Below are 12510 nucleotides of genomic sequence, written 5' to 3'. Positions count from 1 at the left end.
GGCGGAGCTACCAGCTGGTCTTCCAGTACAGCTCCCACATCGCCATCATCGTCGCCGGGTCGATGGAGTTCTCGGCGCCGGCGATGTCTTCGTTCGCGGCCACATACGACTTGCCCTGCCACAGCGGAATCAGCCGCGCGTCGTCGACGAGGATCGCCTGGGCCCTCTCGAACTGGGCGCCCACGGCGCCCCGGTCGCTCTCGCGGCGGGACTCGGGAATCAGTTCGTTCGTGATCTCGGGTGACTCGTACGGGGTACCGAGCGCGTTCTGCTTGCCCACGAAGGGCGCGATGAAGTTGTCGGCGTCGGGGAAGTCCGGGTTCCAGCCGCGCCCGAACACCGGGTACTCGCCCTTCTGGTAGCCCGGCGCGTAGGTCTTCCAGGGGCGGCTCTTCAGCTTGACGGTGAACAGCTTGGAGGCCTCCAGCTGCCGCTTCAGCTCCTCGAAGGCCGGCTTGGTCTGCGAGCCGTAGCGGTCGGTCGTGTACCAGAGGGTGATCGGGACGCGCTCGGTGATGCCATCATCCGCGAGGATCTGCTTGGCCTTGGCGGAGCTGGGTTTGCCGAAGTCGTCGAAGAAGCCCGTGGTGTGGCCGACCAGGCCCTTGGGGATCATGGAGTACAGCGGCTCGACGGTGTCCTTGTAGATGTTGTGGACGAGCGCCGGACGATCGATGACCTGGGCGATCGCCTTGCGGACGGCGGGCTTCTTGGCCCACGGGTCCTTGGGGTTGAACACCAGGTAGCTGATCTCGGTGGTGGGGTTCTCGACGAGCTGGAGTCCCGTGTCGTCGCCGCTCTCCTGGATGTCCACGACGTCGGTGGCGCCGAGACCGCGGTAGATGACATCGATCTGCTTCTTCTTGAGAGCGTCGACCACCTGGGACGACTCCGAGAAGTAGCGGATGGTGACAGCGTTGTTCTTGAGGTCAGCGATGCCCTTGTAGTTCTCGTTCTTGACGAGCTTGGCCTCCTTGCCGTCCTCGTAGGACTCCACGCGATACGGCCCCGCGCCGATGACGTCGCCGTCCTCGCGGAGCTTGTCGGCGGGGTAATCCTCGGGATCCACGATCGCCATGGCGGGCGTGGAGAGCACGAAGGGGAACGTCGCGTCGGGCTGGTTCAGATGGAAGACGATCTCGCGATCGCCCTTCACCTCGGTCCGGGAGAGGGTCGTCAGCAGACCCGCGGGGCCACCGTTGACGTTGATCTTCTTGATCCGGTCGATGGAGTGCTTGACGGCCTTCGCGTCCAACGCGTGTCCGTCGGAGAACTTCAGACCCTCGCGCAACGTGCAGCTGTACACCGAGCTGGAGCTGTCGGTGAACTTGCAGCTCTCGGCGGCGTCGGGCTCGGGCTTGGACGCACCGGCGGGGAAGTTCAGCAGGGTCTGGTGGACATTGCGGAACAGCTCCCAGGAGCTGTCCCAGGAGGCCGCCGGATCAAGGGTGCTGGGCTGACTGGTCGTCCCCACGACGATCGGCTTCCCGTCGTCGGAGGAACCCGAGGAGAAGACACCGCATCCGGCGACCACGGCTATGGACGTGATCGCCCCCAGCTGACGCAGGTACCTGTCCCGCTTGAACACGCGCACGCTCCTCGATCGGCCATACCACAAGGGTGGCCAGACGATACCGCAGCGCCGGGCCGGTTGGCGCGCCGCCCTGGCAGCGCGCTTGATCAGCAGGTATGCCCGCACGGTGTGCGAATGGTGTCACTCCTGTGCGCGACCCTGACCGGTGGGCGCCCGAGCGGCTTCGGCCGGGCCGCCCGGGCGCCCTTCGCCTTCGTCAGCCGACCCCCGCGTTGAGGAAGATCCCGCCGTCGACGACGAGCGTCTGCCCGGTGATCCAGTCCGACTGCTCCGAGGTGAGGAACGCGGCGGTGCCCCCGATGTCCGACGGCATGCCGAGCCGGCCGAGCGGGTAGGCCGCGGCCGCTTCCTCCTCGCGGCCCTCGTACAGAGCCTTGGCGAACTGGGTCTTGACCACGGCCGGGGCGATCGCGTTGACGCGCACCTTGGGCGCGAACTCGTGCGCCAGCTGGACGGTCAGGTTGATCATGGCGGCTTTGCTGATGCCGTACGCGGCGATGAAGGGCGAGGCCGAGACGCCGGCCACAGAGGAGATGTTGACGATCGCACCGCCGTTCTCGCTCTGCCATGCCTTCCACGTCTGCTGGGCGAACCCGAGCGCCGAGATGACGTTGGTCTCGAACACCTTGCGCGCGACATTGAGGTCCAGCTCGGCGATCGGCCCGAAGACCGGGTTCGTGCCCGCGTTGTTCACCAGGAAGTCGACGCGGCCGAACGCCTCCATGGTGCGCTCGACGGCAGCTGCCTGGTGGTCCTCGTCGTGGGCCTTGCCCGCGACGCCGATGACGCGGTCGGCGCCGAGCTTCTCCACGGCCTCCTTGAGCGCATCCTCGTTGCGCCCGGTGATACACACCCGGTCACCGCGGGCGACCAGCGCCTCGGCGACGCCGTAGCCGATACCGCGGCTCGCGCCGGTGACGAGCGCGACCTTTCCCGATAGCTCCACAGTGGTCATGTCTCTTTACCCCGGCCCTAGTTGAGCGGTCCGCCGGCAACGTACAGCACCTGTCCGGAGACGAATCCGGTGTCGTCGCCCGTGAAGAAGGCGATCGCGCCCGCGACGTCGTCCGGCCTGCCGACACGCTGTACGGGGATCTGGGTGGCGGCCGCGGCCTGGAACTCCTCGAAGCCCATGCCGACGCGCTCGGCGGTGGCGGCGGTCATGTCGGTCACGATGAAGCCGGGCGCGACGGCGTTCGCGGTGACCCCGAACTTGCCGAGCTCGTGCGCGAGCGTCTTGGTGAAGCCCTGCAGACCGGCTTTGGCGGCGGAGTAGTTGACCTGCCCGCGGTTGCCGAGCGCCGAGGACGAGGAGAGGTTGACGACACGGCCGAACTTGGCGTCCACCATGTACTTCTGGACGGCCCGCGTCATCAGGAAGGCGCCGCGCAGGTGCACGTTCATGACCGTGTCCCAGTCGGACGCGCTCATCTTGAAGAGGAGGTTGTCGCGGAGCACGCCCGCGTTGTTCACGAGGATGGTCGGCGCACCGAGCTCCTCGGCGATCCGCGTCACGGCGGCCTCGACCTGGGCCTCGTCGGAGACGTCGCAGCCGACGGCGATCGCCTTGCCGCCGGCGGAGGTGATCTTCTCCACGGTGTCCTTGCACGCGGCCTCGTCGAGATCGATCACCGCGACGGCACGCCCCTCGGCGGCCAGGCGTACGGCGGTCGCGGCGCCGATACCGCGCGCGGCACCGGTTACTACGGCGACCCGCTGCTCAGTGGTGGACATTGCTGGTTCTCCTCGCCTTTGACAAGCCTGCTGCTCACACGGTTCGCCCCTCTGGTGAGCGACCGCTTAGTACCCCTCAGCGGAAGTGACGCTAGAAGCCCTGACACCCGGTGTCAACGAAACACCACGCACATGTGATCCATCACCTCACCAGCAGGTCGAGAAGTCGCTCGACCTCGGCCTCGGGATCCGCGGTGAGACCGGTGTGCACGGGACCCGGCTGGACGACGGTCGAGCGGGGCGCGATCAGCCAGCGAAAGCGCCGGCCCGCGTCGTCGCGCGCGGCCTGCCCCGCCGCCGCGCCTCCGGCACAGACACCCTCGACGGCGTGCAGCGCGGCGCGCACTCCGGACACGTCCGCCGCCGGGTCGAGCGCCCGCAGCTTGCTCTCGTCGAGATGCGTGCGCGCCGCCACGTACGACTTCGCGCGGCAGTAGACCAGCACGCCCGCGTTGAAGCACTCTCCCCGCTCGACGCGCGGCACCACGCGCAGCAGCGCGTACTCGTAGACGTCACGGCCGTCGCGCCCGCTCACTTCTCCCCCACCTCGCCGATCTCGATGCGTTCGTGAATCGTGGCGGCGCGCGCCAGCAGCGGCTCCGCGTACGCGCGCCTGAGCGCGTCAGCCGAGTCGAACCCCGGCTCGCCCGTCAGCCAGGCCTCGGGGATCTCGGCGGTCACCTCGGCGAGCAGCTCCTCGGTGACGAGCGGCGCCAACTGAGCGGCCGCGGAAGCGATTTCGGGGTCGAAGGGCGCGAGCGCGTGGTCGGAGGCGTCGTACGGCCGGACCGCGGAGGTGGGTGCGCCGGGCCAGTTGTGCTGCCAGATCATCGTGGCACCGTGGTCGATGAGCCACAGTTCGCCCTGCCACACGAGCAAATTGGGGTTACGCCATGATCGGTCCACGTTGTTGACCAGCGCGTCGAACCAGACGATCTTCCCGGCTTCCTCGGGGCTCACCCTGTGCGCGAGGGCGTCGAAGCCGATCGCGCGTGAGAGAAAATCCATCCCGAGGTTCAGCCCACCGCTCGACTTGAGCAACTCCTGTACTTCCTCGTCCGGTTCACCGAGTCCGATGACCGGATCGAGCCCGATCGTGACCAGTCCCGGCACGCGCAGACCCAGGCGGCGGGCGAGTTCACCGCAGACGACCTCCGCGACGAGGGTCTTCCGCCCCTGCCCGGCACCGGTGAACTTCATGACGTACGTTCCGAGATCATCGGCCTCGACGAGCCCCGGCAGCGAACCGCCCTCACGCAGAGGCGTGATGTAGCGGGTCGCGCTGACTTCCTTGAGCATCGTCCCAGGTTACTGGGGTGCTGACGCTCCGCGGTCGACGAGGGACGCTCAGCGCCCTCGGTGGTGCGTCAGGTGCTTGGTCCGCGAGTCGACGGCGCGGCACGCAGCCGGCCACGGCGGCGCCCGGGCGCGGCGGAGGCGCTGGCGAAGCGGTCGAGGAAGATGGTGAGGATGACCACGGCGAGGGCACAAGGGCCGCCACCAGAATTTCGGACTCCCCTCCGGAAGAGACGGAGGCCCCCACAGCTCCGGCCACGGCGCCCCCACCACCCTCGGTGCCGGATCCGCCGACCTCCAGAAGTGGATCGACCGGGGACACTGATCCGGAACGGCTGTCGTCTGTCGGAAGGATCACTGTGACCACCCCGCACGAAGACCTGCCTCTCCAACTCGCGCGCACGAAACGCTTCTCGCTCGGCGTCCCCCGCTCCTTCACCGTCTCCCCCGACGGCGACCGCGTGCTCTTCCTGCGCACCGCGAGCGGTCGCTCCACGACCGGCTGCCTGTGGCTGTACGAGGACGGCGAGGAGCGCCTGCTCGCGGACCCGCGCGGGCTCGGCGACGGCGGCGAGGTCCCGGAGGCCGAGCGGATCCGCCGGGAGCGGGCACGCGAGACAACCGGCGGGATCGTCTCGTACGCCACCGACGAGGCCGTACACCTGATCGTGTTCGCCCTCTCCGGCGACCTCTGGACAGTGCGCACGGACGGAAGCACCCCGCGCAGGATCCCCACGCCGGGCCCGGTCGTCGCCCCGCGCCCCAGCCCAGACGGCACCCGCATCGCGTACGTGAGTGGCGGCGCCCTCCGCGTCGTACGCAGCGACGGCACGGCCGACCGCGCGCTCGCCAGGCCGGAGCACCCGGAGGTGACGTACGGGCTCTCCGACCATGTCTCCGCCGAGTCGCTGGGCCGGACGCGGAGCTTCTGGTGGTCCCCGGACGGGGAGGCGCTGCTGGTCGTACGCGCCGACACCTCCCCGGTCCAGCGCTGGTACATCAGCGACCCGGCGCACCCCACGCGCCCGCCGCGCGCTGTCCCGTATCCGGCCGCGGGCACCGCCAACGCGGAGCTCTCGCTGCATGTGGCCGGGCTCGACGGAGACCGGGTCGAGGTGCGGCTTCCCAAGGAGGCCGAGGAGCATCCGGTGGGCGAGTGGACGGACGCGGCCTTCGAGTACGTCGTGGAAGCGGGCTGGGGCGACGGCGGCCCCTTCGCCGTCGTGCAGACCAGGGACCAGCGCTCGGCGTATCTGCTCCGCATCGACGCCTCGACCGGTGCTGCCAGGATGTTGCACCATCAACGCGACGCTGCCTGGCTGGAGTTCGTCCCCGGAACGCCGGCCCACACCGCCGCCGGTCCCGTCCTCACCACGCAGGACGGGATCCGCGGACTGTGGATGCCGGCGACCGGAGTGCGTACGCCCGAGGACATGTACGTCCATGATCTGCTCGGCGTGGTCGGCGAACGGATCTTCTTCGTCGCCAGTCAGGAGCCGACCGAGTTCCACGTCTGGTCGTACGACCCGGCCGGCGGGTTCGTCCGGCTGACCGACGAGCCGGGCGTGCACAGCGCCGCCGTCGGAGGCGGCACGGTCGTCCTGGACAGCAGGACGCTCGACGGGCAGACGGTGACGGTGCTGCGGGACGGCAAACAGGCCGGGCGGATCCGGGTGCTGTCCGAGCGGCCCGTGACCGAGCCGCGGCCCCGTTTCCTGACGCTCGGCGAGCGGGAACTTCGAGCGGCGCTCTACCTGCCGGAATCGTACGAACCGGAATCGTACGAACCGGGGGCGCGTCGCCTGCCCGTGATCGTGCACTCGTACTCGGGGCCAGGCTGGCAGACCGTCGTGAAGGCGACGGCCTGGTGGCACGCGGTGAACCAGTGGTTCGCCGAGCAGGGCTTCGCCGTGCTGTCCGTGGACGGGCGGGGTACGCCAGGGCGTGACCGGGCATGGGAAACGGCCATCCACGGCGACCAGCTGACGCCCGTGGTCGAGGACCAGGCGGACGCGGTGCGCGCGGCTGCGGACCTCTTCCCGGAGCTGGACACGAGCAGCGTGGCGATCCGCGGCTGGTCCTTCGGCGGCTACCTCGCGGCGGGTGCCGTACTGCACCGGCCCGATGTCTTCCACGCGGCCGTCGCGGGCGCGGCACCGACCGATCTGCGCCTGTACGACACGCACTGGAAGGAACGCTTCCTCGGCCACCCGGACGTCCAGCCGGAGAACTACGAGCGCTGCTCCCTGGTGGCGCACGCGCACAAGCTCACGCGTCCCCTGATGCTCGTCCACGGAATGGCCGACGACAACGTGGCGCCCGCGCACCTGCTGCGCTTCTCGGCGGCGCTGCTTGCGGCGGGCCGTCCCCACACAGTGCTGCCGCTGCCCGGTTCGACCCATTTGGTCATACAGGAAGGCGTGATGGATACGCTGCTCCGGCTCGATCTCGATTTCATCAAGACCGCAAGCACTCTGTGAACGACCCTCGTGACGTGCGCGTACACCTTGATGTGGATCAGCGCGCTCCGCGTTGGTCCTAAGCACATCTGTACATCTGTGGAAGGGACCGCCACATGTCCAGCGAATCGCTTCAGCCTGCGCCGGCAATCTGTCGCCGCACCCTCCTTGCGGCACTCGGCGCGGCCGGTGCCACCGCCGCGTTGACCGCCTGCGGAGGCTCCGACGACAGCCCGTCCAGCTCATCCGGCTCGTCCGAATCATCCAGCTCCGCCGGCGCCGGCGGCGGCGAGGCGCTGGCCAAGACCAGCGAGATCCCCGAGGGCGGCGGCAAGGTTTTCGCCGACCAGGGTGTCGTCGTCACGCAGCCGACGGCCGGCGAGTTCAAGGCCTACTCGACGGTGTGCCCGCACCAGAAGCAGCGCGTGAACAGCGTCGACAACGGCGTCATCACATGTCCGGCCCACGGCAGCCAGTTCAGCGTCACGGACGGCGGCGTCAAGAAGGGGCCCGCGACCAGTGGGCTGACCGAGGAGAAAGTCATGGTCGACGGCGACTCGATCATGCTCATGTGATCCTCCGCGGACGCTTGAAACAGGCCAGCACCTCGTCCGTGGTGGTGATCGTGGCCACCAGGGCGAGCGTGCTGCGGACCATCGCGGGGGTGTAGTCGGAGGGCACCCCCGCGATGGCGTCCCTGGGCACGACGGTGGTGTATCCGCGGTTGACGGCGTCGAACACGGCGTTGGGTATGGCCACGTTGGCCGATACGCCGGTCACGATCAGTGCGCGGCAGCCCAGGTTGCGCAGCAGCGGGTCGACATCGGTGCCCGCGATCGGCGACAGCCCGTGCAGCCGGCGTACGACGAGATCTTCGTCCGCAACCTCGATGGGCGCCGCGACGCGCACCGCCGTCGTCCCCGACAACTGCTGCACCGGCAACCGCTCCGCGGCGCGGAACAGCCGGGCATTGTGACTGGCACCACGTCCGTCCGGCCGACGCTCGGCAATCGCATGGACCACCTGCACCCCACTCTCGTGCGCCCCCGTGACCAGCTGCGCGATCCGGGCCAGAACGCCCGAGGCACGCGCCTCCTCGGCAAGTTCGGGCAGCGCGCTTTCCGGCCCGACGACACCGTTCTGGCACTCGACGGTCAGCAGGACAGTGGTCGCCGGGTCGAGGAGTTCTCTGAGCTCTTCGTACGACGGCATGGCTCCCCCTGTCGCGGAAGACGGCTGGCGCCGCGGTGGCGGGCGAGCGTAGCGACCATTGCGTGAGGGCGGAAGACGCAGCATGATTTCCTGACGCCCAGTCAGAAAGAGGGACCCACATGACCACCACGCAACGCCGGGGCCGAAAGATCATGATGACCCCCGAAGAACTGGACGAGTTCCTGACCACCCAACGCACCTGCCGAGTAGCAACCGTCTCGGCAGACGGCGCCCCCCACCTCAGCGCCCTCTGGTTCGCCTGGGACGGCGCCTCTCTCTGGCTGTACTCGATCACCCGCAGCAAACGCTGGTCCGACCTGCGGAGGGACCCCCGCATCGCGGTGGTCGTAGACGCGGGCGACGAGTACGGGGAGCTGCGGGGCGTGGAGCTGACGGGCACCGTCGAGTTCGTGGGCGAGGCACCGCGCACTGGCGAGCCGCATCCCGAACTCGACGCCGTGGAGCGCTTGTTCGCACGAAAGAACTTCACCCTCGACGAGATGCCCCACGACGGCAGACACGCATGGCTCCGCCTGACCCCGGAGTCGGTCAAGTCATGGGACTTCCGCAAGCTGGCCGCGCTTTGACGACAGGGGTTCCGGTCGCCCCCTCAGGGGCGCGGGCTGCATCAAGGCGCGACTCCGCCGCGGTGGGGTCTCCCCCCTCTCATGGGGTTCCCTCGCTCGAGCGGAGCCGAGAGTGGGAGAGAAGCCGAGAGTGGGGAGCGACCAGCCACAACAAATCCGCACCCGACACAAAACCCCGCTTGCGGGGGCCTTGGGGCGCAGTCCCCCCCAGTTCCGGGAAAGGGCGGGCTCGGGGAAAGCAACCCCCTACGAACCCCCGGCCACCCGCAACGCCTCCGCCGCCGCCCGAACAGACGGCCGCCGATCCCCATCGGCACGCCACACCGCATACACATGCCGGGTGACGCGCTGACGAACCGGCACCGTACGCACACCATCCGGCACCGCCCCCCGCCCAAGGCGCGGCGCAACACACACGCCAAGCCCCGCAGCAACCAACGCAAGCTGCGTTTGGTGCTCCTCCGCACGATGCGCGACAGCAGGCTCGATCCCCTTGGCGCGAAGCGTGAAGAACAGCCACTCGTGGCAGAACTCCCCCTCGGGCCAGGCGATCCACTCGTCGTCGGCGAACTCCTCCAGCTCCACCTCGTCCCGCCCGGCAAGCGGATGCCCGGCAGGCATCGCCACATCGGCGGCATCGTCAAGAAGCGAGGCCTTGACCAGCCCCTCCGGCACAGGCAACGGCTTGTTGTACCAGTCGAGCACGACCGCCATGTCGACATCGCCCCGAACCACGGCGAAAACGCCTTCTTCAGGCTCCAACTCCCACGTCCGAACCCGCAGTCCAGGATGCTCGGCCCGCAGCGAGGCAAGCGCCGCAGGAAACAGCCCACGCGCGGCCGTCGGGAACGCGCAAAGCCGCAACTCCCCCACCACCTGCCCCCGCTGCGCCTCCAGATCGGACTGCGCAAGCTCGACCTGGGACAGAATCCGCGCGGCATGATCGGCGAGCAACCGCCCCGCGTCAGTGAGCCGCACCCCCCGCCCGTTCTTGGCGACGAGCCGCTGCCCCACCTCCCGCTCCAGCTTGGCCATCTGCTGGGACACGGCCGAGGTAGTGACATGCAGCCCCTCGGCCGCACGGCTGACCGAGCCATGCCGCGCAAGGGCGTCAAGAGTACGCAAGCGCTCCAGATTCAACACGTAAGCGATACTACGAGGTACCGCGAAAAAAGTCTCGCTTGTACTACGAGATAGCCCCGGCCATCGTGGTCGACATGAGCGCCGCCACCCCAAGTCGCCCGCACCCCGGAACCCTTTCTCCCACCCGCGCCCGAACCCCCACCCACAGCCCCACAACTCCACCAGGCACCGCCGCACCGCAGCCCCGCCGAGCCCTCGACTGGCGCGTCCGCTTCGGCTTCCTCTCCCTCATCTGGGGCTTCAGCTTCCTGCTGATCAAGGTCGGCACGGAAGGGTACGCACCCTTCCAAGTGACGCTCGGACGGTTGGTGTTCGGCACCCTGGTGCTCGCGACCGCGCTGGCCTGGAAGCGGGAGCGGCTGCCGCGCGGGACGCGTACCTGGGCGCATCTGGCAGTCGTGGCGTTCTTCCTCAACGCACTCCCCTTCTCCCTGTTCGCGTACGCCGAGCTGACGATCCCGTCCACGCTCGCGGGGATATGCAACGCGACCTCGCCCCTGTGGGGCATGGCCCTGTCGCTGGTCGCCCTCTCCGAGGACCGGCCCACGCGCCACCGGGTCGCCGGTCTCGGCATCGGCTTCCTCGGCGTGCTCACGGTGCTCGGTGCCTGGCAGGGCTTCCACGGTCTCGACGCCACGGGCACGGCGCTGGCCCTGCTGGCCTCGCTCAGCTACCCGATCGGCTGGATCTACCTCAGGCGCACGCTGGCCGGCTCCAGCTACTCCAACCTCTCGCTGACCGGCGCCCAATTGCTGCTGGCGACAGCCCAACTGGCCGTGGTCACGCCGCTGTTCACCACCTTGCCGAACCGGTTCACGGTCCTGCCTCTGCTCGCGATCGTCGCACTGGGCGCGCTGGGCACGGGCGTCGCCATGCTGGTCCAGTACGGCCTGGTCGCCGAGGTCGGCCCGACGACGGCTCAGATGGTCACGTACTTCATCCCGGTCATCGCCACGGCCGCGGGCGTCGCGATCCTCGGCGAGTCGCTGACCTGGTCGACACCGGTGGGCGCGGCCATCGTGCTGGCGGGCGCGGCACTCACGCAGTCCAGGCCCAAGTCGAAAGCGTAGGGGGCGGGTTCAGACGTAACGGCGCGCAGGCGCCGGGTCGATGGCGGAGGCGACCGCGTCCGCCAACGGCCCGATGTCGTGCGCGGCGAGCGTCGAGACGGTGATCCGCAGGCCGGGCGGCGAGCTCACCCGGAAGCCGGCGCCCGGCGCGACGGCCCAGCCGGAGTGCAGCAGCCGTGCGACGGGCCCGGTCTCGTCCGGCACGGGTACCCACACGTTCATCCCGCTGCGTCCGTACGCCTCGATGCCGCGCTCCGCGAGCGCGGCGATCAGCGCGTCCCGCCGCCGCCCGTACGCCGCCGCCACCTCCCGTACGTCCACCGCACCGCTCGCCCACAGCCGCACGACGGCCCGTTGCAGCAGATGGCTCACCCACCCCGGGCCCAGCCGCTGCCGCCCCTGGACGCGGTCGGCGGTGACAGGATCGCCGGTGAACACGGCGAGCCGCAGGTCGGGACCGTAAGCCTTGGCAGCCGAGCGCACGAAGGCCCAGTGATGGGTGACTCCGGCCAGCGGGTGCAGGGGCAGGTCGACGATGCGATGGCCGTGGTCGTCCTCGATGAGCAGGGTCTGAGGGTGCTCCTCGATCACGGAACGCAGGGCACGCGCGCGCGTAGCGCTCACAGCGGCGCCGGTCGGGTTCTGCGCGCGGTCGGTCACGATCAGCGCACGGGCACCCGAGCGCAGCGCGCCCCGTACGTCGTCGGGCAGCGGCCCTTCGTCGTCGACACCGACCGGGAGCGTACGCAGCCCGAGCGCCGGGGCCAGGTCGAGGACGCTGCGCCAGCCGGGATCCTCGACGGCGACCGCGTCCCCGGGCCTGAGGTGGGCGGCCAGCACGCGCTCGATGGCGTCGAGCGCTCCGGAGGTGACGGTGACGGGCCCCTCAGGCACCCCGTCCGCGTCCAGGTCCACACGCGCGAGCCGCGCCAACTCCGGTTCCACGGCGGCCTCTCCGTAGAGCTCCGGCTCACGGTCAGCGTGCGCCGCTGCCGCCGCAAACGCCTCGGTGAGCGCGGGCAGCAGGGCGGGATCCGGATTTCCGTCGGACAGGTTCCGTACCCCGGGCGGCACCTCCAGGCGCGAGAGCTCACGGGCCGTCGTGACCGGCTTGGGGCGTACGCGGCTGCCTCGCCGGCCCGCGGTCTCGATGACCCCCCGCTCCCGCAGCGTGCGATACGCGGCCGCGACGGTATTGGGATTCACGCCAAGATCGGCCGCCAACTCCCGCATGGGCGGAAGCAGTTGACCGGGCTCAAGGCCTCCCGTGCCCACCGCGCGCTCGACGCTGGCCGCAATCTCGGCTGCGCGCCTTCCCTCGATCCGATACTCTCCTAGCACAAAATGCATTATGCACTAGTGCAATACATTCGAGCAAGTGTGCGCGACGAGCACGCAGACGACCGAGCACACGG

The 12510-nt window shown here is 69.5% G+C and carries 12 protein-coding genes; 4 read left to right on the top strand and 8 right to left on the bottom strand.

The features are described from left to right. Positions 1–7 precede the first annotated feature (7 nt). From ACFYO0_RS00195 to ACFYO0_RS00175, 5 genes are all read right to left on the bottom strand, one after another. The gene (locus ACFYO0_RS00195) at positions 8–1588 is read right to left on the bottom strand and encodes an ABC transporter substrate-binding protein (RefSeq protein ID WP_388668143.1); all 1581 of its coding nucleotides are present in this window, start codon (positions 1586–1588) and stop codon (positions 8–10) included. Between the two features lie 202 nt (positions 1589–1790). Further along, positions 1791–2549 carry an SDR family oxidoreductase gene (locus ACFYO0_RS00190; protein ID WP_388668140.1) on the bottom strand — a complete coding sequence of 253 codons (759 nt, stop codon included), beginning with the start codon at positions 2547–2549 and terminating at the stop codon, positions 1791–1793. A gap of 17 nt (positions 2550–2566) precedes the next feature. Beyond that, positions 2567–3328 (bottom strand): 3-oxoacyl-ACP reductase FabG, encoded by a 762-nt coding sequence (fabG, locus tag ACFYO0_RS00185; protein ID WP_344390837.1) that lies wholly within the window; start codon positions 3326–3328, stop codon positions 2567–2569. A gap of 142 nt (positions 3329–3470) precedes the next feature. Further along, positions 3471–3863 carry a DUF3037 domain-containing protein gene (locus tag ACFYO0_RS00180; RefSeq protein ID WP_388668137.1) on the bottom strand — a complete coding sequence of 131 codons (393 nt, stop codon included), beginning with the start codon at positions 3861–3863 and terminating at the stop codon, positions 3471–3473. After that, a complete protein-coding gene (locus ACFYO0_RS00175; protein WP_388668134.1) occupies positions 3860–4627 on the bottom strand; it encodes a HipA family kinase in 768 nt (255 codons plus the stop codon). Before ACFYO0_RS00175 ends, ACFYO0_RS00180 begins: the two co-directional genes overlap by 4 nt. Before the next feature lie 356 nt (positions 4628–4983). Here ACFYO0_RS00175 and ACFYO0_RS00170 point away from each other — a divergent pair, with 356 nt between their 5' ends. Together ACFYO0_RS00170 and ACFYO0_RS00165 are read left to right on the top strand one after the other, a co-directional pair. Then, positions 4984–7104, top strand: coding sequence for a prolyl oligopeptidase family serine peptidase (locus ACFYO0_RS00170; protein WP_388668131.1), 2121 nt, complete (start codon positions 4984–4986; stop codon positions 7102–7104). A 95-nt stretch (positions 7105–7199) separates the two neighbouring features. Beyond that, the gene (locus tag ACFYO0_RS00165; RefSeq protein ID WP_388668128.1) at positions 7200–7658 is read left to right on the top strand and encodes a Rieske (2Fe-2S) protein; all 459 of its coding nucleotides are present in this window, start codon (positions 7200–7202) and stop codon (positions 7656–7658) included. Here ACFYO0_RS00165 and ACFYO0_RS00160 read toward each other — a convergent pair. After that, on the bottom strand, positions 7651–8295 hold the full coding sequence (locus ACFYO0_RS00160; protein ID WP_388668125.1) for an isochorismatase family protein: 645 nt from the start codon (positions 8293–8295) through the stop codon (positions 7651–7653). The genes ACFYO0_RS00165 and ACFYO0_RS00160 overlap by 8 nt on opposite strands. Positions 8296–8414: 119 nt before the next feature. Here ACFYO0_RS00160 and ACFYO0_RS00155 point away from each other — a divergent pair, with 119 nt between their 5' ends. After that, complete coding sequence (locus tag ACFYO0_RS00155; RefSeq protein ID WP_388668122.1) at positions 8415–8882, top strand: pyridoxamine 5'-phosphate oxidase family protein; 468 nt, start codon at positions 8415–8417, stop codon at positions 8880–8882. Between the two features lie 246 nt (positions 8883–9128). Here the strand turns inward: ACFYO0_RS00155 and ACFYO0_RS00150 are convergent, their stop codons facing one another. Further along, positions 9129–10025 (bottom strand): LysR family transcriptional regulator, encoded by an 897-nt coding sequence (locus ACFYO0_RS00150; protein WP_388668120.1) that lies wholly within the window; start codon positions 10023–10025, stop codon positions 9129–9131. A 74-nt stretch (positions 10026–10099) separates the two neighbouring features. On the opposite strand from ACFYO0_RS00150, the gene ACFYO0_RS00145 reads away from it, so the two are divergent. Beyond that, complete coding sequence (locus tag ACFYO0_RS00145) at positions 10100–11095, top strand: DMT family transporter (RefSeq protein ID WP_388668118.1); 996 nt, start codon at positions 10100–10102, stop codon at positions 11093–11095. A 9-nt stretch (positions 11096–11104) separates the two neighbouring features. On the opposite strand, the gene ACFYO0_RS00140 is transcribed toward ACFYO0_RS00145, so the two are convergent. Beyond that, positions 11105–12436, bottom strand: a complete 1332-nt coding sequence (locus tag ACFYO0_RS00140; protein ID WP_388668116.1) for an aminotransferase class I/II-fold pyridoxal phosphate-dependent enzyme — start codon at positions 12434–12436, stop codon at positions 11105–11107. Between the last annotated feature and the right edge of the window lie 74 nt (positions 12437–12510).

It is taken from the genome of Streptomyces sp. NPDC006365, assembly GCF_042870755.1.
GTDB classification, from domain to species: domain Bacteria; phylum Actinomycetota; class Actinomycetes; order Streptomycetales; family Streptomycetaceae; genus Streptomyces; species Streptomyces xiangluensis.
This window is presented reverse-complemented; position numbering and strand designations above follow the sequence as displayed.